General features: G+C 68.0%; 19 protein-coding genes, 1 tRNA gene and 1 riboswitch. Of the genes, 9 read left to right on the forward strand and 11 right to left on the reverse strand.

Annotated elements, in window-relative coordinates:
* Positions 1 to 11: 11 nt before the first annotated feature.
* From pilV to QTH87_RS06380, 5 genes are all read right to left on the reverse strand, one after another.
* Entirely contained in the window at positions 12 to 551 is a 540-nt protein-coding gene (gene pilV / locus QTH87_RS06360; RefSeq protein WP_286607774.1) for a type IV pilus modification protein PilV, read from the reverse strand.
* A complete protein-coding gene (locus tag QTH87_RS06365) occupies positions 545 to 1,093 on the reverse strand; it encodes a GspH/FimT family pseudopilin (RefSeq protein ID WP_286607775.1) in 549 nt (182 codons plus the stop codon). The genes pilV and QTH87_RS06365 overlap by 7 nt, the downstream gene beginning before the upstream one ends.
* 153 nt (positions 1,094 to 1,246) lie before the next feature.
* Positions 1,247 to 1,690 carry a transcriptional regulator NrdR gene (nrdR, locus tag QTH87_RS06370; RefSeq protein ID WP_286607777.1) on the reverse strand — a complete coding sequence of 148 codons (444 nt, stop codon included), beginning with the start codon at positions 1,688 to 1,690 and terminating at the stop codon, positions 1,247 to 1,249.
* A 13-nt stretch (positions 1,691 to 1,703) separates the two neighbouring features.
* The gene (gene glyA, locus QTH87_RS06375; RefSeq protein ID WP_286607779.1) at positions 1,704 to 2,948 is read right to left on the reverse strand and encodes a serine hydroxymethyltransferase; all 1,245 of its coding nucleotides are present in this window, start codon (positions 2,946 to 2,948) and stop codon (positions 1,704 to 1,706) included.
* A gap of 41 nt (positions 2,949 to 2,989) precedes the next feature.
* A riboswitch (ZMP/ZTP riboswitch) is annotated at positions 2,990 to 3,116 on the reverse strand.
* Positions 3,117 to 3,166: 50 nt separating this feature from the next.
* On the reverse strand, positions 3,167 to 4,018 hold the full coding sequence (locus QTH87_RS06380; protein ID WP_286607781.1) for a lytic transglycosylase domain-containing protein: 852 nt from the start codon (positions 4,016 to 4,018) through the stop codon (positions 3,167 to 3,169).
* A 593-nt stretch (positions 4,019 to 4,611) separates the two neighbouring features.
* Between QTH87_RS06380 and QTH87_RS06385 the strand changes: the two genes are divergently transcribed.
* Positions 4,612 to 8,424: a DUF748 domain-containing protein gene (locus QTH87_RS06385; protein WP_286607782.1), complete on the forward strand. Its 3,813-nt coding sequence runs from the start codon at positions 4,612 to 4,614 to the stop codon at positions 8,422 to 8,424.
* Positions 8,425 to 8,516: 92 nt separating this feature from the next.
* Positions 8,517 to 11,390 carry a DUF349 domain-containing protein gene (locus QTH87_RS06390; protein WP_286607783.1) on the forward strand — a complete coding sequence of 958 codons (2,874 nt, stop codon included), beginning with the start codon at positions 8,517 to 8,519 and terminating at the stop codon, positions 11,388 to 11,390.
* Positions 11,391 to 11,451: 61 nt separating this feature from the next.
* On the opposite strand, the gene QTH87_RS06395 is transcribed toward QTH87_RS06390, so the two are convergent.
* The 5 genes from QTH87_RS06395 to QTH87_RS06415 all read right to left on the reverse strand — a co-directional run bounded on the left by QTH87_RS06395 (position 11,452) and on the right by QTH87_RS06415 (position 14,834).
* On the reverse strand, positions 11,452 to 12,246 hold the full coding sequence (locus tag QTH87_RS06395) for a M90 family metallopeptidase (protein ID WP_286607785.1): 795 nt from the start codon (positions 12,244 to 12,246) through the stop codon (positions 11,452 to 11,454).
* Positions 12,246 to 13,019, reverse strand: coding sequence for a UDP-2,3-diacylglucosamine diphosphatase (locus QTH87_RS06400; protein WP_286608045.1), 774 nt, complete (start codon positions 13,017 to 13,019; stop codon positions 12,246 to 12,248). Before QTH87_RS06400 ends, QTH87_RS06395 begins: the two co-directional genes overlap by 1 nt.
* A complete protein-coding gene (locus QTH87_RS06405) occupies positions 13,016 to 13,525 on the reverse strand; it encodes a peptidylprolyl isomerase (protein ID WP_286607787.1) in 510 nt (169 codons plus the stop codon). The genes QTH87_RS06400 and QTH87_RS06405 overlap by 4 nt, the downstream gene beginning before the upstream one ends.
* A 17-nt stretch (positions 13,526 to 13,542) precedes the next feature.
* Entirely contained in the window at positions 13,543 to 14,136 is a 594-nt protein-coding gene (locus QTH87_RS06410; RefSeq protein WP_444812745.1) for a peptidylprolyl isomerase, read from the reverse strand.
* A gap of 89 nt (positions 14,137 to 14,225) precedes the next feature.
* Positions 14,226 to 14,834, reverse strand: a complete 609-nt coding sequence (locus tag QTH87_RS06415; protein ID WP_286607788.1) for a tetratricopeptide repeat protein — start codon at positions 14,832 to 14,834, stop codon at positions 14,226 to 14,228.
* 195 nt (positions 14,835 to 15,029) lie between these two features.
* Between QTH87_RS06415 and cysS the strand changes: the two genes are divergently transcribed.
* The 6 genes from cysS (at position 15,030) to QTH87_RS06445 (ending at position 20,653) form a co-directional block, all read left to right on the forward strand.
* On the forward strand, positions 15,030 to 16,406 hold the full coding sequence (cysS, locus tag QTH87_RS06420; protein WP_286607790.1) for a cysteine--tRNA ligase: 1,377 nt from the start codon (positions 15,030 to 15,032) through the stop codon (positions 16,404 to 16,406).
* Positions 16,403 to 17,071 (forward strand): DNA-3-methyladenine glycosylase family protein, encoded by a 669-nt coding sequence (locus QTH87_RS06425; protein ID WP_286607791.1) that lies wholly within the window; start codon positions 16,403 to 16,405, stop codon positions 17,069 to 17,071. Before cysS ends, QTH87_RS06425 begins: the two co-directional genes overlap by 4 nt.
* Positions 17,072 to 17,087: 16 nt before the next feature.
* The gene (locus tag QTH87_RS06430; RefSeq protein ID WP_286607792.1) at positions 17,088 to 18,068 is read left to right on the forward strand and encodes an acetyl-CoA carboxylase carboxyltransferase subunit alpha; all 981 of its coding nucleotides are present in this window, start codon (positions 17,088 to 17,090) and stop codon (positions 18,066 to 18,068) included.
* Positions 18,069 to 18,231: 163 nt separating this feature from the next.
* Positions 18,232 to 19,137 carry a tRNA lysidine(34) synthetase TilS gene (gene tilS, locus QTH87_RS06435; protein WP_286607793.1) on the forward strand — a complete coding sequence of 302 codons (906 nt, stop codon included), beginning with the start codon at positions 18,232 to 18,234 and terminating at the stop codon, positions 19,135 to 19,137.
* Between the two features lie 129 nt (positions 19,138 to 19,266).
* Positions 19,267 to 20,538, forward strand: a complete 1,272-nt coding sequence (locus tag QTH87_RS06440; protein ID WP_286607794.1) for an aspartate kinase — start codon at positions 19,267 to 19,269, stop codon at positions 20,536 to 20,538.
* 22 nt (positions 20,539 to 20,560) lie between these two features.
* Positions 20,561 to 20,653, forward strand: a tRNA-Ser gene (locus QTH87_RS06445).
* A 725-nt stretch (positions 20,654 to 21,378) separates the two neighbouring features.
* Here QTH87_RS06445 and QTH87_RS06450 read toward each other — a convergent pair.
* Positions 21,379 to 22,356, reverse strand: a complete 978-nt coding sequence (locus QTH87_RS06450) for a LysR family transcriptional regulator (RefSeq protein ID WP_286607795.1) — start codon at positions 22,354 to 22,356, stop codon at positions 21,379 to 21,381.
* Between the two features lie 100 nt (positions 22,357 to 22,456).
* Between QTH87_RS06450 and QTH87_RS06455 the strand changes: the two genes are divergently transcribed.
* Positions 22,457 to 23,515, forward strand: a complete 1,059-nt coding sequence (locus tag QTH87_RS06455) for an aromatic ring-hydroxylating dioxygenase subunit alpha (protein WP_286607797.1) — start codon at positions 22,457 to 22,459, stop codon at positions 23,513 to 23,515.
* The last annotated feature ends 14 nt before the right edge of the window (positions 23,516 to 23,529 follow it).

Raw genomic sequence — 23,529 nt, forward strand, 5'->3', positions numbered from 1 at the left:
TCACCATGGACCTAGGGCTGGACATGCGTCACGCGACAGACGAGACCCGGCGGGCACCGTGCATCCGTCGGCAGTTGAACGGACGCGCTGCCTTTCGGGTTCGAAGCGGCTCGCGGATCGGCCGGTGCCGTCGCCCGCCATGCCACGAGGACGGTCAGTCGCCCGCCGCCGGGCGCTTCGAACGCAGCGCCTTGCCCGCCTGGCAGTGCGTCGGCCACGGCCTGCTTCCAGCGCGCGATGTCCCATTGCGCGAGCGCTGCGGCGTCGCAGCCGGCACTGCGTCGGCAGTCGGGCGGAGCGATTGCTGCGTCCCAGCCGGTCGCGTAGGCGGGCAGCGATGCGGGGGCGTCCGGGTGCGCCTTGATGCGCTCGGCGAAGTCGTCCGCCAGACGGACCGCCTGGGACTGGTGCGTGCTCGCGCGGGCGTCGACCAGGGTGCCAAGCTGCATTCCCAGCATGCCGTACAGCGCGATCGCAAGAAGGGCCAGCGAGACCAGCGCCTCGATCAGGGAGAGTCCGCGCTGCCACGCGCGGCAGCGGGCGCTCAGCATTCTCCGGTGCCTCGCGTCCGATGCACGCGGCCGCCCGCACTCATGCACAGCACCTCGGTGGCGTCGACCCGGCTTTGGTTCGAGGGCGTGAGCGTGAAACGGAAGGCGCCGAGCCCCGGAAACCGCCCCCAGCGATTCACTGCCAACGCATCCGAGGGCGCCGGGGCGTTGGTCGTGGCCAGCACGCTCCGCAGCGGCGGCCAGGCCTGGATCAGCTCGTCGCCTGGCCCGAAGCGGCCGTCTTCGTCGAAGTCTGCGAAGACCGCCCAGCCGCAACTCCAGTCGCGCGCGGAAGGGGCAGGGCAGCCCGGCACCTCGGTCTTGCGCAGGACCACCTGGCTGCCGCGGCGCAGCGCCTCGGCGCGCGCGAGATGGAGCGCGGCGGCCAGGTCGTCACCGGCATTGCGGACTCGCTGGCGCACGATCGCGCTGCTGAAGTGCGGAGATGCCAGTCCGGCCAGGATCGCCACGATGGCGGCCACGACCAGCAGTTCGACGAGCACGAGGCCGTGGGCGAGGGGTGCGGCAGCGCGGGAGGTCATCGCGGGCCATGCTAGGAGCGCCCTTTGCGTGTCTTCGGCCCTGGGATACCGGCGGCGCGCGGCTGCCGACGCGCGGTCGGATAGCTCGCCACCACGATGATTCGAAAGGAGTTTGGCGGCATCTTCAAGAAGCCGCCGCGCCTCGATGCCGACTCAGATGTCGCGCAACAGCTGCCGGAACTCGTCCACGTCCTCGAAGCTGCGATAGACCGAGGCGAAGCGCACGTAGGCGACCTTGTCGAGCTTCTTCAGTTCGCGCATGACGAGTTCGCCGAGCTTGGTGGTCTCGATCTCGCGCAGGCCGCTGGAAAGCAGCTTCTGCTCGATGCGCAGCAGCGCGTTGTCGATCTGCTCGATGCTCACCGGGCGCTTGCGCAGCGCCAGCATCATCGAGGCGCGCACCTTGGCTGTCTCGAAGTCGGTGCGGCTGCCGTCCTTCTTGACCACCACCGGGAAGTTGACGTCGGGGCGTTCGTAGGTGGTGAAGCGCTTGTCGCAGCCGCCACACTGACGGCGGCGGCGCACGAAGTCACCGTCCTCCGAGACCCGGGTCTCGACGACCTGGGTTTCGAGATGGCCGCAGAACGGGCACTTCATGCGACGAAGCAGGTCACTTGTAGACGGGGAAGCGGCTGGTCAGCGCGTGAACCTTGGCGCGCACGGCATCGATGTTCGCGGCGTCGCGCGGATTCTCGAGCACGTCGGCGATCAGGTTGGCGGTGGCGCGGGCCTCTTCGTCCTTGAAGCCGCGGGTGGTCATGGCGGGCGTGCCGATGCGCACGCCGCTCGTGACCATCGGCTTCTCGGGGTCGTTCGGGATCGCGTTCTTGTTGATCGTCATGTGGGCGGCGCCCAGCACGGCTTCGGCTTCCTTGCCCGTGATGCCCTTGGCGCGCAGGTCGACCAGCATCACATGGCTTTCGGTGCGTCCGCTCACGATGCGCAGGCCACGCTCGGTCAGCGTCTCGGCGACGATCTGCGCGTTCCTGACCACTTGCTGCTGGTAGGACTTGAATTCCGGCGACAGCGCCTCCTTGAAGGCCACGGCCTTGGCCGCGATCACGTGCATCAGCGGGCCGCCCTGCAGACCCGGGAAGATGGCGCTGTTGATTGCCTTCTCGTGCTGCGACTTCATGAGGATGATGCCGCCGCGCGGGCCGCGCAGGCTCTTGTGGGTGGTCGAGGTGACGATGTCGGCATGCGGCACCGGGTTCGGATAGACGCCCGCCGCCACCAGGCCCGCGTAGTGGGCGATGTCGACCATGAAGATCGCGCCGACGTCCTTCGCCACCTTGGCGAAGCGCTCGAAGTCGATGCGCAGCGAATAGGCCGAGGCGCCGGCGATGATCAGCTTCGGGGCGTGCTCGTGCGCCTTGCGCTCCATCGCGTCGTAGTCGATGGCTTCGTTGGCGTCGAACCCGTAGCTCACGACGTTGAACCACTTGCCGCTCATGTTGAGCGGCATGCCGTGGGTCAGGTGGCCGCCTTCGGCCAGGCTCATGCCCATGATGGTGTCGCCGGGCTTGAGGAAGGCCAGCATCACGGCCTCGTTGGCCGAGGCGCCGCAATGCGGCTGGACATTGGCGGCGTCGGCGCCGAACAGCTGCTTGACGCGGTCGATCGCCAGTTGCTCGGCCACGTCGACGTGCTCGCAGCCGCCGTAGTAGCGCTTGCCCGGATAGCCCTCGGCGTACTTGTTGGTGAGCTGCGAGCCCTGGGCGGCCATGACGGCCGGCGAGGCGTAGTTCTCGCTCGCGATCAGCTCGATGTGGTGTTCCTGGCGCGCGTTCTCGGCCTGGATGGCGGCGAAGATCTCAGGATCGGTCTGTTCGACCAGGATGTTGCGGTGGTACATGGCAGTCCTTCATGACGATGGTCCTTGTTCTTCAATCAAACAAGGGCTGCCCAGGCGAACGGCTGAACGCCCGGCGGCAAGTCCGGGCGGCACGCTTCCCAGTGGTGTTCCACGTCAGCGCAATGCACCTGAAAAGGGTTGCGCCTATCGCCAGTCGCGTGCTGGTCGAGTGTAGCCGAGGGCGCCCGCGATCGCGGCGGCCGCCTCCAAGGCCTTGATCAGGAGTCGCCGAGCAGCGCGACTTGCGGATCGGGTTCGGCGCGGGGCTTGGCAGGCGCCACGACCGGCAGCGGGGTCGCGCGCATGCCCGGCGGCGTTGCGGCGGGGGGCGGCGTGACGGTGGTCGGCGGCGTACGGCCCGCCACGACCTGGCGCAGGCGCTCGGTCTCGGCCAGCACCTTGCCGGCATAACCGCCGTCGTCGGCGAGGTTGGCGGCGCCGACGTAGTAGCGCAGGCCGCCTTCGAGCGAGCCGGCGCGCGCGATGCATTCCTGCAGCACCTTGACGCCGACGCGCATGTTGGTGACCGGATCGAAGGCGGTCAGGGTGCCGCCCGCGCGCTCGTACTTCTCGCCATGCACCCGTGTCATGACCTGCATCAGCCCCTGGGCGCCGACATGGCTCTGGGCGAAGGGGTTGAAGCTGGATTCGACTGCCATGATCGCGAGGATCAGCGTCGGATCGAGCTTGGTGCGCTTGCCGAGTTCGAAGGCCTCGGCCACGAGCACGCTGAGCGGCTCGGGCGCCACGCGGTATTTCTTGCTGAGCCAGAAGGCGACGGCAGCCTGCGGCTTGGGGAGCTCGTGCGGGCTGGCGGCGGTGGTGCGATCGATCGCGGTCGGCTCGAGGTCGGTCGCCTCGGGCGCGGGCTTGCGCGACTGCAGCCAGCCCATCAGCTGCTCCTCGCCGGACTGGCGCAGGTCGGGGCGGGCGACCAGCGCCAGCACCGCGAACACCAGCGCCAGGCCGAGCAGGGCGAAGCTGTTGTGGGTGATTTCGAAGAAGCCGTCGACCACGTCGGACCCGAAGGTCTTCAGCCCGCGGGCCGTGGCATCTAACGCCTGTTTCATCGCTCTTCCTTTCTGTGCGGCACCTGCTCGCAACGCCCGGATGGGGCGAAGAAGGAAGGAAGCGGCGCAATGGATTGGTTGCGATCAGGTCCGCGCGACAAGGGGAGAGAGCGCGGCCGCCTGATCAAGCCGGCACATGCCGGCGGCGGATTCGGTGAGCCCGGTGGGTTGGGTTCCGGGGAGGTCGCATTCTAGAAGTGGCTACATACCCGGTCAAGAATAAGAACTGGGGGCGTTACTCTAAAACGATCGTAAGAAAATGTATGAAATAGTGCACAAATCGACCGAGACAGGTTGATTGAAAACCCGATTTGCAATTGATCGCCGACAGGCCTACGCTGAGCCTGCCTGAGTTTTCAGGCGTCTACCGAGGTCCGAGCAACCGGCGGAGCAATCCGAGGGTTCGGCGGCCGAGGCCCCATGGTGGCAATCTCTTGCTGCCGGCATGACTGGAACGATTCAACTTCCGGTTGCGCGAAAAGATGGCATGGGCGTTGCGCTCGCCATCGAGCCCGGAGGCACGACTTCTCGTCGGGCCTCCGGGCTTTCTCGTTGATGGGCACCGAAATCCGTTTGGGGCACACTTCCGGGCAATGAATCCTGCCTTGCTGAAACAGAACAAGTGGGTGCGGCGCATCGCGATCGCGCTGATGATCGTGGTGGGCGTGTGGCTGCTGGCCTGGCTCGCCGTCCCGCCGATCGTCAAGGGCCAGCTGCAGAAGATCGCGAGCGATAAGCTCGGCCGCCAGGTCACGGTGGGCAAGATCGACTTCAAGCCCTGGACGCTCGAACTGGCCCTGAACGACCTGCGCATCGCCACGGCCGATGGCAGCCAGCCGCAGGTGGCGATCAAGCGCATCTATGTAGACGCGGAATTGCAATCGATCCTGCGCCTGGCGCCCGTGATCGATGCGGTCCGCATCGAGGCGCCCGCGATCCAGCTCACCAAGCTGGCCAAGGGCGGCTTCGACATCGACGACATCGTGGCCCGGCTGACGCCGGCGCCCGAGCCGCCCGAAGCGCCCAAGAAGGGCCCGCCGCGCTTTGCTGTCTACAACATCGCGATCAGCGACGGCGCCTTCGACTTCACCGACCAGACCGTGGAGCGCAAGCACGAGGTCCGCGACTTCGCGCTCAGCGTGCCGTTCCTGAGCAACCTGGCCTCGCAACGGGAGATCAAGACCGACCCGAAGCTGGCCTTCGTGCTGAACGGCAGCAGGTTCGACTCGGCGGCAGAGACCACTCCCTTCGCCGACACCCGCAAGACCGACGCCCACATCCGCTTCGAGGGACTGGACCTGGTGCCCTACCTGGGTTACATCCCCGGCGGCCTGCCGGTGGCGCTGAAATCGGGCACGCTCGATGCCGATCTCAAGATCGATTTCGAGCAGGCCGCGGCGACCGGCCTCAAGATCACGGGCACGGTGGCGGCCCACGCCATCAAGCTGGACGATGCCCGGGCCCGCGACCTGCTGGCCTTCGACTCGCTGAAGATCTCGCTGGCCGACGTGCGGCCGCTCGAGCGCGTGTTCCACCTGTCCGAGATTGCGCTCGCTGGGCCGAACCTGGTGGTGGCGCGCGACGAGGGCGGGCGGCTCAACCTGCTGGCGACCGACCGCGCCACCGGGGCGACCGAGAAGGTGGCGCAGGTTCCCGCACCGACGCCCGAAGGGGCGGCCAAGCCGGCCGAGCCGTTGCCGCTGCGCTTCCAGCTCGACAAGTTCGTGCTGACCGACGGCCAGATCGGCTGGCGTGACCAGACCACCCAGCCTGCCGCCGCGATCGACGTCAAGTCGCTCGCGCTCGAGGCCCAGGGCGTCGCCTGGCCGATCGAGAAGCCCGCCACGTTCAACGGCGCGATGGCGGTCGGCGGGGCGCCGCTCAAGTTCGGCGGCGAAGGCACCGACAAGAAGGCACTGATCCACACGGAGATCGAGGGGCTGCCGCTGTCGCTGGCCGCGCCCTACCTGGCCCAGAGCCTGGAGCCCACGCTCGACGGCAAGCTCAGCGGCAAGGTCGATGTCGAATTCAACAAGCCCGATATCCGGTTCATCGCCCGCAGCGTGGTGGCCGACGGCCTGGCGCTGACCCAGGAGAAGACCGCGTTGGCGAGCGTCGGCCGCTTCGAGCTGGTCGACGCGGTGGCCGACATGACGAAGCACACGCTGTCGATCGCCTCCTTCACGGCCACCAACCCCAAGGTGCGGATCGAGCGCGACAACGAGAAGCGCTGGATGTTCGAGCGCTGGCTGCGGGCGCCGGCCGGCGCCAGCCCGGGCAATGCCGAACCGGCCAAGGTCGCCGCGCCCAAGGAATCCCAGGCCGCGGGGACGCCGCCCGCGGGCGCCAACACCAAGCCCTGGGCGCTGTCGATCGGCACCGTCGCGGTCGACAACGGCGTGCTCTCCTATGCCGACAACGCCAGCGCCACGCCGGTGGCCTTCGAGATCAGCGCCTTCAAACTGAATGCGCAGAAGATCGCGCCCGATACCGCCACGGTGTCGCCGCTCAAGCTGTCGGGCCGCATCGCGGCGGGGCGCGCCGAGGCGGGACGCTTCGAATACGACGGCAACCTGGTGCTCAAGCCGATGGCCGCCGAGGGGCGGCTCACGGTGGCCGCAATTCCGGCCCATGCCTTCAAGGCTTACTACGCGGATGCCCTGAACATGGACATCCGGCGCGCCTTCGCGAGCTACCGGGGAACGGTCAAGTTCGCGACCCTGCCCGCGGGCATCAGCGTGCGGCTGGCGGGCGACACCGCGGTCGACGACTTCCGCGCCAACAGCGTGATCCTGACCCAGGCGCCCGGGCTGTCGGCCAATCGGCAGCTGCTGAGCTGGAAGACGCTGGGCCTGCGCGGCCTCCAGGTCAACATGGCGCCCGGCACGCCGCTCAATGTCGACGTGCGCGAGACCACGCTGAGCGACTTCTTCGCCCGCGTGATCATCGATCCGACCGGCCGACTGAATCTGCTGTACCTGGTGAAGAAGCCAGGACAGGTGGCGTCGGCCGACGAGCCCATGCCCGAGGTCCAGACCGAGCGCAGCCTGGGCGGCACCACCACCACGACTGCCAAGCCGCCGAGCGCTCGCAGGGGAAGGGCGGCTGCGGCTCCCGCGAGTCCGGCGCCGCCGGCCGAGCTGATGGTGGGCGGCGGCCAGTCGTCGGCTCCGGTTGCGGCCGCACCGGCTGCGCCTGCGGCGGCCGACGATCCCATGGCACCGGTCATCACCTTCGGACCGATGTCGCTGGTCAACGGTCGCATCGACTTCTCCGACCTCTTCATCAAGCCCAACTATTCGGCCGACCTGACCGAGCTGACCGGCAAGCTCAGTGCCTTCTCGTCCAAGTCGCCCGCGCTGGCCGACCTCGAGCTGCGCGGCAAGGCCCAGCAGACCGCCGCGCTCGAGATCACCGGCAAGCTCAATCCGCTCGCCAAGCCTCTGGAGCTCGACATCACGGCGCGCATGAAGGAGCTCGACCTGCCGCCGTTGTCGCCCTACGCGATCCGTTTCGCCGGCCACGGCATCGAGCGCGGCAAGCTCAGCATGGACGTCAACTACAAGATCGCGCCCGACGGCACGCTCACCGCGGCCAACAAGATCGTGCTGAACCAGCTGCAGTTCGGCGAGCAGGTCGAGGGCGCACCGGCCAGCCTGCCGGTGCGGCTCGCGGTGGCGCTGCTGTCCGACCGCAACGGCGTGATCGACATCGACCTGCCGCTGCGCGGCTCGATCAACGACCCCCAGTTCAGCGTCGGGCCGCTGATCCTGAAGGCGATCGTCAACCTGATCGTCAAGGCCGTGACGGCGCCGTTCTCGCTGCTCACCGGCGGCGGCGGCGGCGGAGGCGGCGACTCCAGCATCATAGCCTTCGCGCCGGGCAGCTCGGATCTCGGCAAGGATGCGGGCGAGAGCCTCGACAAGGTCGCGAAGGCGCTCGTCGACCGGCCGGCGCTGCAGATGACGGTGATCGGCACCGCCAGTCTCGACAAGGAGCGCGAGGCCTACCAGCGCCAGCGCGTGCGCGCCCTGGCGCAGTCCGAGAAGCGCCGCATCGCGGTGCGCGCCGGCAAGGATGCGGCCGAGGTCGGGCCGGTCACGGACGCCGAATACCCCGAGCTGCTGACCGCGGTCTACAAGCGCTCCGAGGTGACCAAGCCGCGCAACATGGTGGGGCTGGCCAAGGACCTGCCGGTGAGCGAGATGGAAGACCTGCTGATGGCCGGCATCCCGGTCGACGAGGAGGCGATGCGCCAGCTCGCCGTGGAGCGCGGTGCCGCGGTGCGCGACTACCTGCTGGCGCAGAAGCTGCCGAGTGAACGGCTGTTCCTCGGCGCGGTGCGCACCAAGGCCGAAGGCGCCGACTGGAAACCCGGTGCCGAACTGAAACTTGCCACCCGTTGACCCGGGTTCCGCCAACTCGGTGAAAATGCAGCCCTGCGCCGGCCAAATGCCGGCGTCGCGCTTTTCCCCACCAGACAACGAATATTCGCTCAGTGACTTCAACTTCTTCCAAGACGCACGACCTCCAGTCTCTCGACACCTTGACCGGAGGCGCCTTCACCGCGCCCACCTCGGGCGAGCGCGCCCAGCGCATCCGGGACTGGCTCGCGGCCAATCCGTCGCCCGAGCAGATGCAGGACGTCTTCAAGGAACTGAGCGGCCGTGACAAGGGCGCGGCGCGCCTGCTGCGCGAAAAGCTCGACGAGCTCAAGCGCGCCAAGGGCCAGGAGGCGCTGGCCGTCGAATGGACCCACAAGGCCGAGGCCCTGCTGGCGCAGCCCAAGCTCAACATCGCCGATGCACTGGCCTGGCAGCGCGATGCCGCCAAGGCCGGGGCGCCGCTGTCGCGCGAGCCGCTGGCCGGCCTCAAGGCCCGGCTGGCCGAACGCGTGAAGGGCATCGAGGACCTGCAGCACCGGGCCCAGGTGCACCGCGAGGCCGCGGTCCTGCTGGCCCAGCGCTTCGAGGTCCTGTCGACCAAGAGCTGGCGCGATGCGCAGGGCGTCGAAGAGGCCCTGCGCGCAGACGTCGCCCACTGGCAGCAGCAGGCGGCCGAGATCACCGCCGACGCCAACTGGAGCAGCCTCGACGCCCGCTTCGCGCCGCAGCTCGACGCCTCCAAGGCGCAACTGCTGGTGGTGTCCGACGCCTTCAACGGCGCGCTGGCGCAGGCCGTGGCGGCCGCGGCCGATGCCGCCGCCCCGTTGCCGCCGGTGCCCGTCTGGGCCGACGAGCTGCGCGTGGCGCGCGGCGGTGCGCCCGAAGCCGCGCCGGCTGCCGCCCCCAAGCCGGCCGCGCCACGGGTCGATCCCGAAAAGCGGGCCGCTGCCCAGGACGCGGTGCAGGCCGCGCTCGTCAAGCTCGAGCAGGAAACCGCCGAAGGCCACGGCAAGGCCAGTGCCGGCGCCGCCGCCGCGCTGCGGGCAGTGCTCAAGGAGCACGGCAAACTGGTCGAGCCGCCGCTCGAGGCCCGCGTGCACGCGGCGCTGGTGGCCGCTGGCGAACTCGAAGGCTGGCAGCGCTGGAGCGCCGACAAGGTGCGGGAAGACCTGGTTGCCAAGGCCGAGGGCCTGCTCAAGCGGCCCGAAGGCCAGGCGCTGGGCGGCCGCAAGATGCAGGAGACGCTGCGCGCGCTGCGCGACCAGTGGAAGCAGGCCGACCAGGGCGGCGTGCCGAACCACGCGCTCTGGAAGCGCTTCGACGAGGCCTGCAACGAGGCTCACAAGGTGGTCGAGGCCTGGCTCGAGAAGGTTCGCGCCGACGCCGCCGAGCACCGTGCGCTGCGCACGGCGCTGATCGAGGAAGTGAAGGCCTGGGCCGCCGAGCATGCCCAGGCATCCGACCTCAAGGCCCACAACCGCGCGCTGCACCAGTTCGCCGATCGCTGGCGCGATGCCGGCCACGTCGGCGAGAAGGCGTTTGCCGAGCTTCAGGCCCAGTGGGCCGAAGCCTTTGGCGCCGCGCGCGCACCGTTCGAGACGGCGCAGAAGGCCAGCGTCGAACGCCGCCAGGCCATGATCGCCGAGGCCGCCGAACTCGGCGCCGCGCCGATGCTGCGCATCGATGCGGTCAAGGCGCTGCAGCAGCGCTGGCAGCAGGAAGCGCAGTCGGTGCCGCTCGACCGCCGCCATGAACAGAAGCTCTGGGATGCGTTCCGGGCCCCGATCGACGAGGCCTTCAACCGCAAGACCGCCGAGCGCGAGAAGGCCAGTTCGGCCATGAGCGAGCACGATCGCCACGTCCTCGACGCCTCCAAGGCGCTCGAGGCCGCCAACGCGACCGGCGACGCGCAGAAGATCCGCGCGGCGATCGCCCGGCTCGAAGGCGCGATCCGCGGCGAGGCGCCGCCACCGGCCCCCGCACCCGCACCCGCCCCCAAATCGGAAGCGCCCGCCGCTGCGGCGAATGCCGACGGGCCGGCCGTGGGCGCAACCGAGGTGGTGGCGCCGGGCCAGGCCGCGGCCGAATTCAGCGAAAGCGCCGGCCAGTCGCCGGCGCCCGAGGATGCCGACGCCGTGCCGGCAGCAGCTGCCGCCGATGAGTCGGCCGCGGCCGCCGCATCGGGCGAGACCGACCTGGTCGCGCCGGCCGACGGCGCCGACGCCTCGGCCCGCTCGGATGCCGAAGCCAAGCCCGCGGCGGCGCCGAAGCCGGCACCGAAGCCGGTCATCGCCGTGCGTGGCGACGACCGGCCGGGCAACAAGAAGGCCGAGGCCGTGCCCGCAGGGCGTGGCGGCGGCAAGTTCGGCGATCGTCGCGACAGCCGTGGCGGCCCCGGAGGACCCGGTGGTCCTGGCGGCCGCGGTGGCGAGCGGCCGCCGCGTCCCGGCGGCGATCGCGGTGCGCCCGCGGGCGGCGGCCGATTCGGCGACCGTCCGCCACGCTTCGAAGACCGCGGTCCTCGTCTCGGCGATGCGGCCTTCCGCGCCCAGCGCGAGGCGCTCGAGCGGGCCGACTTCGCGCTGCGCAAGCTCGCGTCGCAGGCCCATGGCGAAGCCCTCACGCAGGTGCTGGGCGCCTGGGAGAAGCGCGACGCCGCGCAACTGCCAAGTGCGCAGGAGCTGGGCCGCGCGGTGACGCCCGCAGTACGCAGCGGTTGGTCGCAGGCCCTCGGCGCGGCACCGTCCGCACCCTCGGCCGATACCGCCGAGGCGCTGCTGCGCCTCGAGATGGCGGCCGAGGTGCCGACGCCGGCCGAGCAGCTCGATGCCCGCCGCGCGCTGCAGCTCAAGCTGTTGACGCGCCGCGGTGATCCGACGCCCGAGCAGACCTGGGGTCAGGATGCCGGCAAGGTGCTGGCTGCAAGCCACGACGCGGCTTCGGCGCGACGGCTGCAGAACGCGCTGAAGGCCCTGCTGCGCAAGTAGAGCGGAAGGGCGGCCCTGCTCTCGGAGCAGCCGCCCGATCCGGTGCGATTCGGGCCGGTTCTCAGCGGTGCGGCGCGCCGTTGAAGAAGGCGTCGAACAGACCGACCAGCGCCGGGAACTCCGCTTCGAGCGCCTGTCGGTTCACGAAGTAGGCCTCGCAGGCCACCGCGAAGAATTCCGCCGGCGACTGCGCGCCGTAGTCGTCGAGCCAGGGCGGCTCGCCGCCGAAGCGCTCGGCCACGATGGCCTTCTCGCGCAGCGCCTCGTAGGCCGGCTGCAGCACCGCGAACCACGCACTGCGCGCGGCGCGCGCGCTGCGGCTGCCAAGGAAGCCCGGCGGCAGCGGCGGGCAGCCGTCGGCCTCGCCTTGCGCCATGTCGAGCTTGTGCGCGAACTCGTGGATCACGACGTTGTAGCCGTCGGCCTGCGTGACGCTGCCGGCCAACACGTCCTGCCAGCTCAGCATGACCGGGCCGCGGTCCATGGCCTCGCCGGCCACGACCTCGTCGTAGTGGTGCACCACCCCGACTGCATCGGTGGTCGTGCGATGCGCGATCACCTCCGACGGATGCACCACGATGCCGACGAAGTCGTCGTACCAGGCCAGTCCGCCCTTCAGGTGCAGCACCGGCAGCACCGCCTGCGCGGCGATCGCCAGAGCCACCTCGTCGGTGATCACGAAGCCGTGGGCACCATGGAATTCCTTGTCGCGCAGGAAGGTGGCGGCCAGCTCACGCAGCCGCTCGCGCTCGGCCGCGCTGCGTTCGGCCAGGAAGGGATAGCGAGCCAGCGTGGCCTGCCAGTCGGCGTCGGGCAGCGCGGGAGGAGGGCGCAGCCTGCGCAGCCAGCCCAGCATCAGCGAAGGTCGACGCGGCGGGCGCCGGTGGCCGAAAGGCACAGCAACTGGGCGCGCGGCGGGTCCGCGTCTGCATCCCAGTCGCTCAGCACGATGCGGCGCAGGCCGTCGCCGAGTGCATGGATCGCAGGCCGGTGGGTGTGGCCGTGCACCAGCGTGTCGGCACCGGCCTGGCGCAGCCAGTCGCGCGCTGCTGCGGCATCGACGTCGGCCCAGACCGCGTCGGGGCTGCGCTTGCGGTCTTCGCTCCGGGCCCGCACGGAACGGGCGAGGGCGCGCCGCTCTTCGAGCGGACGTGCGAGCAGTGCCTGCTGCCAGGCCGGTTCGCGGACCTGGGCGCGGAACTGCAGGTATTCGGTGTCTTCGAGGCACAGCGCATCGCCATGGCTCAGCAGCCAGCGCACGTCGTGCAGCACCAGCACCGTGGGGTCGTCGATCAGCGTCATGCCGCAGCGCGCGGCGAAGGCCGGGCCGACCAGGAAATCACGGTTGCCGTGCATGAAGAAGATCGGCCGCCGCGCCGCGGCGCGGTGCAGCAGCGCTGCGCAGTCGGCCTCGAAGCCCGGCGCATCGGCCGCGTCGTCGCCGGGCCAGACCTCGAACAGGTCGCCGAGGATGAAGACGGCATCGGCCGGCGTGGTCTCGAGGTAGCCCTGCCACGCGGCGACGGTCGCGGCCTCCGAGGCCTGCAGGTGCAGGTCGGAGAGCAGGTCCACCGTGCGCCAGCTTGCGGGCGCGACGATCTCGGCAAAGGCCGAGGGGGCCACGTTCAGGCCTTGACGACGGCCTTCTCGATCACGACGTCCTCGAGCGGCACGTCGTCATGAAAGCCCTTGCGGCCGGTCTTGACGGTCTTGATCGCATCGACCACTTCCTTGCCGCCGACCACGCGGCCGAACACCGCGTAGCCCCAGCCCTGGGCCGAGGGTGCCGTGTGGTTGAGGAAGCCGTTGTCGGCCACGTTGATGAAGAACTGGGCCGTGGCCGAGTGCGGTGCGCTGGTGCGCGCCATGGCGACCGTGTAGTTGTCGTTCTTCAGGCCGTTGTTGGCCTCGTTCTGGATCTCGGCGCCGCTGGGCTTTTGCGACATGCCGGGCTCGAAGCCGCCGCCCTGGACCATGAAGCCGGGAATCACGCGGTGGAACACGGTGTTGTCGTAGTGGCCCTTCTCGACGTAGGCGATGAAGTTCTCGACCGACTTGGGCGCCTTGTCCTGGTCCAGTTCGAGCGTGATGACGCCCCGATCCTTGATGTGCAGTTCGACTTGCGGGTTGCTCATGGCATTTTCCTTTGCGTTTACTTCGCCACCAGGGTGGCGGACTGGATGGTGATGGGATCGACCGGCACGTCCTGCATGCCGCCCTTGCTGCCGGTGCGCACGGCGCGGATCTTGTCGACCACGTCGGCGCCCGAGACGACCTTGCCGAACACCGCGTAGCCGTGGCCGTCCGGGTTGGGTGCGTCGAGCATGGCGTTGTCCTTCACGTTGATGAAGAACTGCGCGGTGGCCGAGTTCGGGTCGGAGGTGCGCGCCATCGCGATGGTGTACTTGTCGTTCTTGAGGCCGCTCTTGGCTTCGAGCGGGATCGCAGCGCGCGTCGCCTTCTGCTTCAGGTCGGGGGTGAAACCGCCGCCCTGGATCATGAAGCCGTCGATGACGCGGTGGAACACCGTGCCGTCGTATTGCTTGTCCTTGACGTACTGCAGGAAGTTCTCGACCGTCTTCGGCGCCTTCGCGGGAGCCAGTTCGACCACGAAGTCGCCGGCCGAGGTGACGAACTTGACGCGCGGCGCGTCGGCTTGCGCCCAGGCGCCGGTGGCGCTTGCGCCGACGGCCAGCGTCGCGGCCAGGACCAGCGCACGGCGGCGCGAGAGTGCTTGATGGGTCACGTTGGATCGCTTTCGAAAAGGAGCGGGAGGAAAGACGGAAGGAGAAGGAAGGCGGAAGGCTGCCGCAGCGCGGTCGGGAGCGGCCGCCTTCAGTTCTTGACCGGCTTGCGCACCACCGGCGTTGCGGGCGGCAGGGCGCCCGCGGCCGGTGCGCCGACCATCTGGCGCGCCAGTGCGAGCTTCGCCGGCACCGTGGCGTTGCCGGCCTCGAGCTTGAGCGCGCGCGCATACGACTGGGCCGCGAGCCGTGCGTAGACGTCGCCAAGGTTCTCGTGTGCGGTGGCGTAGTCGGGGTTGAGCTTGATCGCCATCTCGAGCGCGGCGCGCGCCTTGTCGAACTGGCTCTGGGCCGCATAGAGCGCGGCCAGGTTGTTGTAGGGCTCGGGCAGCTCGGGGAAATCCTGCGTGAGCGCCGTGAAGACGACGACCGCGTCGGCCTGCTTGCCCTGCTCGGTCAGGATCACGCCGCGCAGGAAGCGCATCTGCGGATCGCGCGGCTTGCCGGCGATGTAGGCGTCGGCCTTGGCGAGCGCCTCGTCGGCCTTGCCCTGGCGCAGCAGCGTGTTGACATCGCCGTAATCGTCGGCATGGGCGACGCCGAAGGCGAGCGCGAGCAGCAGGGCCGGCAGAAGCCTGAAGCGCCTGACGGCGGGGCCGGTGCCGGAAATCGAGCAGGGAGAGAAAGCGGCGTGCAGCATGGAGCCTCGGGAGTTGAGCGGACGCGGGCCTCGTAGAAACACGCGGAAAACATCCGGCGGGGGCCGTTTATACTGGGGGCGATTGTAGCCGAGGGGCCCTGGACGGCCGCTCGCAGCCACCACCTCCTCACCCCTGAAAAACCCCAGTCCTTCGCCCGTTCCGGAACGCGCGCGAGCCGACGTTTTCCGAGCCTCATGAGTCTTCGCATCTACAACACGCTGTCGCGTGAACTGGAGGAATTCATCCCTCTGCAACCCGGCAGGGTCCGCATGTACGTGTGCGGCATGACGGTGTACGACTACTGCCACCTGGGCCATGCGCGCTCCATGATCGCCTTCGACGTGGTGCAGCGCTGGCTGCGCCGTTCGGACTTCGCGGTCGACTACGTGCGCAACATCACCGACATCGACGACAAGATCATCCGCCGCGCCGTAGAGAACAACGAGAGCATCCGCGCGCTCACCGACCGCATGATCGACGCGCTGCACGAGGACGCGGACGCTCTCGGCATCGAACGGCCGACGCACGAGCCGCGGGCGACCGAGTTCATTCCGCAGATGCTGTCGATGATCGCGACGCTCGAGACCCGCGGCCTGGCCTACCGTTCGCCCAACGGGGACGTCAACTACGCGGTGCGCAAGTTTCCGGGCTACGGCAAGCTCAGCGGCAAGTCGCTCGACGAACTGCACGCAGGCGAACGGGTGGCCGTGCTCGACGGCAAGGACGACCCGCTCGACCCGGTGCTCTGGAAGAGCGCCAAGGCCAGCGAGCCCGAGGAAGTCAAGTGGGCCAGCGATTTCGGCCCCGGTCGTCCGGGCTGGCACATCGAATGCTCGGCCATGGCCTGCCAGCTGCTCGGCGAGACGCTCGACATCCATGGCGGCGGCATGGACCTCCAGTTCCCGCATCACGAGAACGAGATCGCGCAGAGCGAAGGCGCCAGCGGCAAGCCGCTCGCGCGCACGTGGATGCACAACGGCTTCATCAACATCGACGACGAGAAGATGTCCAAGAGCCTGGGCAACTTCTTCCTGATCCGGGACGTGCTGAAGTCGTACGACGCCGAGACGGTGCGCTTCTTCGTCGTGCGCGCGCACTACCGCAGCGCGCTCAACTACAGCGATGTCCACCTCGACGACGCGCGCAACTCGCTGCGGCGGCTCTACAACGCGCTGCACCTGGTGCCGCCGGCCGCGGTCGAGATCGACTGGACCGATCCCTATGCCGCACGCTTCAAGGCCGCGATGGACGAGGACTTCGGCACGCCCGAGGCCGTGGCCGTGCTGTTCGAGCTGGCGGGCGAGGTCAATCGCGCGCGCTCACCCGCGGCATCGGGCCTGCTCAAGGCGCTGGCCGGTTGCCTCAACCTGCTGCAGGGCGACCCGCAGGCCTTCCTGCAGGCCGGCAGCACGCTCGACGACGCCACCATCCAGGCCCTGATCCGGCAGCGCGCCGACGCCAAGGCGGCGAAGGACTTCGCCGCGGCCGATCGCATCCGCAACGAACTGCTCGTGCAGGGCATCGTGCTCAAGGATTCGGCCAGCGGCACCACCTGGACCACCGAGAAGTGAGCGCCGCCCGCACCACGCCGGGTGGCAAGGAGCCGGTCGTCCAGGTCTACACGCCCGCCTATTGGGAAGAGGCCTGCAGGCACCTGGCGAAGAAGGACCGTGTGATGAAGCGGCTGATCCCGCGCTTCGGCGATGCCTGCCTCGAGTCGCGCGGCGACGCCTTCACGACGCTGGCGCGCAGCATCGTCGGCCAGCAGATCTCGATGAAGGCCGCGCAAACGGTCTGGCGGCGCTTCGTCGAGCTGCCGCGCAAGCTGACGCCGGCCAACGTGCTCAAGCTCAAGGTCGACGACATGCGTGCGGCAGGGCTGTCTGCGCGCAAGGTCGAGTACCTGGTCGACCTCGCGATCCATTTCGATTCGGGCGCGGTGCACGTCGATGCCTGGGAGCACATGGCCGACGAGATGATCATCGCCGAGCTGGTCGAGATCCGCGGCATCTCGCGCTGGACTGCCGAGATGTTCCTGATCTTCCACCTGATGCGCCCCAACGTGCTGCCGCTGGACGACGGCGGCCTGATCACCGGCATCAGCCAGAACTACTTCTCGGGCGACCCCGTGAGCCGCAGCGATGCGCGCGAGGTAGCGGTCGCCTGGGCGCCGTACTGCAGCGTGGCGACTTGGTATATTTGGCGATCGCTCGACCCGCTGCCGGTCGCTTATTGAACAACAGGAGAAGACGTTGGCGAAACGAACCTTTCTCGACTTCGAGCAGCCGGTTGCCGAGCTCGAAAGCAAGATCGAAGAACTGCGATATGTCCAGACCGAATCGGCGGTCGACATCTCGGAAGAGATCGATCAGCTCGGCAAGAAGAGCCTGCAGCTCACCAAGGACATCTACAGCGACCTGACGCCCTGGCAGATCACCAAGATCGCGCGTCATCCCGAACGCCCCTACACGCTCGACTACGTCAACGAGATCTTCACCGACTTCGTCGAACTGCACGGCGACCGCCACTTCTCCGACGACCTCTCGATCGTCGGCGGCCTGGCCCGCTTCAACGGCACGCCCTGCATGGTGCTGGGCCACCAGAAGGGCCGCGACACCAAGGAGCGCACCGCGCGCAACTTCGGCATGAGCAAGCCCGAGGGCTACCGCAAGGCGCTGCGTCTCATGAAGACGGCCGAGAAGTTCAAGCTGCCGGTGTTCACCTTCGTCGACACGCCCGGCGCCTATCCCGGCATCGACGCCGAGGAGCGCGGCCAGTCGGAAGCCATCGGCCGCAACATCTTCGAGATGGCGCAGCTCGAGGTGCCCATCATCGTCACGATCATCGGCGAAGGCGGCTCCGGCGGCGCGCTCGCGATCTCGGTCGGCGACCAGGTCGTGATGCTCCAGTACTCGATCTACTCGGTGATCAGCCCCGAGGGCTGCGCTTCCATCCTCTGGAAGACCAGCGACAAGGCACAGGAAGCCGCCGACGCGCTCGGCATCACGGCGCACCGCCTCAAGGCGCTGGGCCTGGTCGACAAGATCGTCAACGAACCGGTCGGCGGCGCGCACCGCGACCACCGCCAGATGGCAGCCTTTCTCAAGCGCGCGCTCAACGATGCCTTCCGCCAGGTCGGCGACCTCTCGGTCAAGGACCTGCTGAACCGCCGGTACGAGCGGCTGCAGAGCTACGGCCGCTTCGCCGACACCAAGGCCGAGAGCAGCAAGTAGGGCGCCGCGCGGCCCGGGCCCCTCGGCCCGCGCGCCCGCGCCTTCGCCCGATTCCATGGAAAACCCCGCCGCCCCCGCACTTGCGTCCTGGGCGGCGCCGGCGTTGTCGCTGGCGCCCGGGGCAGGGCCAGCGCTGCCGCTGGCGTCCGGAGCAGGGCCAGCGTTGCCGCTCGCCGTGGCCTTCAGCGGCGGCGCCGACTCGACCGTGCTGCTGCATGCCGCGGCGGCTCGCTGGCCGGGCCAGGTGCAGGCGCTGCACGTGCACCATGGACTGCAGGGCGCGGCGGACCATTTCGAAGCCCATTGCATGGCCGCCTGCGAGGCGCTCGGCGTCCCGCTGTGGGTGGGGCGCGTCGACGCCCGCCATGCCGCCGGCGAAAGCCCCGAGGACGCCGCGCGCCGGGCGCGCTACGCCACGCTCGCCACGCTTGCCCAATCCCGGGGCCTGGCGGACGTGCTGCTGGCCCAGCATGCCGACGACCAGGTCGAGACCCTGCTGATCGCGCTCGGCCGCGGCGCCGGCCTCGACGGACTGGCGGGCATGCCGGCGCGCATCGAGCGCCACGGGGTGAGCTTCCACAGGCCGCTGATCGGGCTGTCCGCTGCGGTGCTGCGCGAATGGCTGCGAAGCCAGGGCATCGCCCACGTCGAGGACCCGAGCAATGCCGATCCCCGCTACACGCGCAACCGGATTCGTCAGCTGGTGCTGCCGGCGCTGCAGGCGGCGCTGCCGCAGTACCGCGACACCTTCGCGCGCTCGGCGCGCAACGCGGCCCGGGCCTCGGCGCTGCTTTCCCAGCTGGCCGAAAGCGATCTGATGGCGGCCGGTTCACCGCCTGCACTGGAGGTGCTGCGGGCGCTGCCGGCCGAACGCCTGGCCAATGCGCTGCGCCACTGGCTGCGACGCGACCACGGCGCCGTGCCGAGCGAGGCTCAGCTCGCGCAGCTGTTGGTTCAGGTCGCGGCCTGCAGCACGCGCGGCCACCGGATCCGGCTTCGGATCGCCGATGGCCGTGTGGAGCGCGAAGGGCCGGTGCTGCGTTGGTACAATGCTTCGCCCACGCCCTAGCCTGCAGCCTTGCTGCCGTGTTGCGCTCGAAGCGTCCTTGTTCGTTCGTCGAGTGTCTTTCCAGGCAGGTCGGGCCCAGGAATGGTGGCTTCCTGCCGCCTCCGAACATTTCTCCCTTGACTCTCATCCATGGCATTGATCGTTCATAAATACGGCGGCACGTCGATGGGCTCGACCGAGCGCATCCGCAATGTCGCCAAGCGCGTCGCCAAGTGGGCGCGCGCCGGCCACCAGATGGTCGTGGTCCCGAGCGCCATGAGCGGCGAGACCAATCGCCTGCTCGGCCTGGCCAAGGAACTGGCGCCCGTAGGCCCCGCAGGCGGCGCCTACAACCGCGAGCTCGACATGCTTGCTTCCACCGGCGAGCAGGCCTCGTCGGCGCTGCTGGCCATCGCGCTGCAGGCCGAGGGCCTCGAGGCCGTGAGCTATGCGGGCTGGCAGGTGCAGGTCAAGACCGACAGCGCCTACACCAAGGCGCGCATCGAGAGCATCGACGACGAGCGCGTGCGCGCCGACCTCGACGCCGGGCGGGTCGTGGTCATCACCGGCTTCCAGGGCGTGGACGAGGGCGGCAACATCACGACCCTCGGACGCGGCGGCAGCGACACCTCGGCAGTCGCGATCGCGGCGGCGCTCAAGGCGCACGAATGCCTGACCTTTACCGACGTCGACGGCGTCTACACCACCGACCCGCGGGTCGAGCCCGACGCGCGCCGGCTCAAGACCGTGAGCTTCGAGGAAATGCTCGAGATGGCGAGCCTGGGCTCCAAGGTGCTGCAGATCCGCTCGGTCGAATTCGCGGGCAAGTACAAGGTGCCGCTGCGCGTGCTGTCGAGCTTCACGCCCTGGGACATCGACATCGAGGAAGAGGCCAAGTCCGGCACCCTGATCACTTTCGAGGAAGACGAAAACATGGAAAAAGCCGTCGTATCCGGCATTGCCTTCAACCGCGACGAAGCCAAGATCTCGGTCCTTGGCGTGCCCGACAAGCCGGGAATCGCGTATCACATCCTCGGCGCCGTGGCGGATGCCAACATCGAGGTCGACGTGATCATCCAGAACCTGAGCAAGGACGGACGCACCGACTTCAGCTTCACGGTGCACCGCAACGACTACGCCAAGGCAATCGACCTGCTCAAGGCCAAGGTCCTGCCGACCCTGGGCGCAGCCGACATCGTCGGCGACACCAAGATCTGCAAGGTCAGCATTGTCGGCATCGGCATGCGCAGCCACGTCGGCGTGGCCAGCAAGATGTTCCGCGTGCTGAGCGAGGAGGGCATCAACATCCAGATGATCTCGACCAGCGAGATCAAGACCTCGGTCGTGATCGACGAGAAATACATGGAACTCGCCGTGCGCGCGCTGCACAAGGCTTTCGATCTGGATCAGCCGACCACGTGAACGTGGCATAATCAACGGCTCAGGAACTGTGACCGAGTGGCCGAAGGTGCTCCCCTGCTAAGGGAGTATGGGGTGTAGAGCCTCATCGAGGGTTCGAATCCCTCCGGTTCCGCCAGACATCGTCTATGACGATCCTTGAAAGCCCCGCTGCATCAGTGCAGCGGGGCTTTTTCATTGGGGACGCCCACATCGTCGACCCGTAAAGTGCAGGCCGATCCTCCTCCGGCCGCGCGCTGATCGTGGGATCGGTCATGGCACCAGAGGCAGCGATGCCACATGACATTGACAGCGAAGACTGTCGAAGCGGCGAAGCCGCGCGAGAAGGCCTACAAGCTGGCCAACGGGCACGGCCTCTGCCTGTTCGTCACACCCGCAGGCAGCAAGACTTCCCGGTCATCGGTGCCATGCCCATCAAGGCGATACCACGATCCAAGCTGGTCGCCGTGGTACGGGCGGCCCAGGCCCGCGGCAAGCCGATCTGGCACAGGCGGGGGCCAGCCAGCGTCGCGCCAGGCGTAACTGCATGACGCTGCCGGCAAAAAAACCGACCTCCGCTGGAGTCCGCTCGCATGCTGGGTGTTGCCGGCAATGTGGAACTGCTGGATGGTCACGTTCTCTTTGGCTTGCCGGCTTCTTGCTCTCGGTTTGGCACGCTGACGCGGCACTGCGAAACTAGGCCACGAGAGTCCTGAGGACCGCATTGGAGTCGTAGTAAAGACAGTTCAGGGCCCGTTGCGGAAGTACGCGCAGCGGAGCTGATAGCCCAGAAGCTGACACTCACGCGTTTGATCCTCTTGCGCCGGCACGCGGGAGTTCAGAACGTCGGGGGGTGGCACATGGTCACGCTGCGATCGGTCGAATAGACCGACCGTACAACGCAACCTGAAGCTCACGCCATTCGTCGGACTCCACGTTGAAGAGCTGCGCGACCTGCTTTCTCAACCACTGGCTGCGAGCGTCATGGTGAACGAGCGGATGCCAGTGCTGTTGCACTGCAAAGCTGGGGGGCGTGAAAGGCAGGCGCAGCAGCTCGACCATTCCCAGCTGCACGAACCGAGCCCCGGTTGCCAGCGGCACGGTGGCCATCAGATCTGTGCTCTCGACGATCGCAGGCAAGCTCAGATGGTGAGGCGTTTCAAGCACGATCCGGCGCTTGATGGATCGCTTTTCCAGGAATGCTTCGAACAGCGCATTGGTCCTGGCAGGCGAGGAAACCACCACGTGACCAATTTCGGAGTAGTTCTTCTCCGTGACACCTCGGGCTGCGAGTGGATGGCCACGACGAAGCATGCAGGCGTAGGTGTGGAAGTACAGGCGCTGCTGAAAAGACGACTGCGAATCTAGATCGGGAAAGTACCCGAGTGCGAGATCGATGTCGCCATTGGACATTGCCTGCTTCAGCGTTTCCGTCTCCATGGAGGCGCAGGTGACGGTCGCATAGGGCGCGTGCTGCTGCAGATGCTGGAGCAGCCTGGGAAGGAAAACAATCTCCGCGACATCAGCCATCGCCAGTCGGAAGACGGTGCGGGCGGTCGCCGGATCGAACCCCGGCTTCTGCAGGACCTCTTCAGTGACGCGGGACAGCACACCCTGAGCTGTCGCGATCATCTGCTCTGCCCGGGGGGTGGGCGACATACCCACTGGCGTGCGAACGAAAAGCGGGTCATCGAGCACCTGCCGCAACCGCGCAAGCGCGGTGCTGAAGCCCGACTGGCTCATGTCCAGCGCGTGGGCAGCCTGGGTCACGTTCCGAGTTGCGGCGAGCGCCACCAGCACGCGCAAGAGGTTCAGATCGAAAGTTGTGTCTATCGTTCTCACAGATAGTCATCTTCCACTCAATCGTGTAGCGCGGGGAGAGGGGCTTCCCTAAAGTCCCCCTCGAGCGCCCCGTTTTCAGAGCGGCGCACCTAGAGAGACGATGAACATGTTCTTGAAGAACTGCTGGTACGTGGCAGCCTGGGACCACGAAATCCTCGGCGATACGCTCTTGTCGAGGACCCTCCTGGGGCAGCCCGTTCTTTTCTACCGCAAGGAGGACGGAACGGTTGTTGCCATGGACAACAAGTGCTGCCACCGGCACGCACCGTTGCACATGGGACGCAAGGAAGGGGATTGCGTCCGATGCATGTACCACGGAGCGAAATACGATGCGACCGGCGCCTGCGTTGAGGTCCCCGGCCAGGATCGGATCCCGCCCAAGCTGCGCCAACGTGTCTACCCCACTGCTCAACGCAAACGCTGGGTGTGGATCTGGATGGGAGATCCGGCGCTCGCCGACGACACGCTGATCCCCGACACCTTCTCGCTCGCTCATCCGGACTGGCGATGGAAGCCTTCGTACCTGCACTACGAGTGCAACTACCTCCTGATCAGCGACAACCTTCTCGACTTTTCGCACCTTAGCTACGTGCACGAAAAGACCTTTGGTGGTTCGCCCAACATCGCAGAGGCCCGACCCGAAGTGCAGCGTATCTCGCGAGGCGTCCGGGTCAGTCGGCCGGTGCGCGGCACAGTGCCTGCGCCGTATCACCAGCGCCTCGGTAGCTTCGAAGGCAAGGTTGATCGGTGGTTCCGATACGACTTTCACGTCCCTGGAATTCTGCTGCTCGATGCCGGCGTCAAGTCAGCTGCGACACCGGACGACGACATGAGCGGCGCGCTCCAGTTCCACAGTTGCCAGGCGATCACCCCTGAGACTGAAAAGTCGACGCACTACTTCTTCATGCAGGCTCACAACTTCCGGCTCGACGACGCTGTCGTTACGGAATCCATCGATCAAAGCCAGAAGCGTGCGTTCATCGAGGACAAGCAGATCCTCGAGGCACAGCAGCAAATGATCGACAACTCGCCGGAGTCACCGATGGTTGCCATGGCCGCCGATGCGGGGCTCATGCAATACCGCCGGCTGCTGAACGAACTGATCGACCTGGAGAACAAGGCGCCAGCGGTCATTCCACTCATACCCGTGACCCCTTGATTTCCCGGCAAACC

Origin of the sequence: Variovorax jilinensis, assembly GCF_030316885.1 — a bacterium.
Classification (GTDB): Bacteria; Pseudomonadota; Gammaproteobacteria; order Burkholderiales; family Burkholderiaceae_C; genus Variovorax; species Variovorax jilinensis.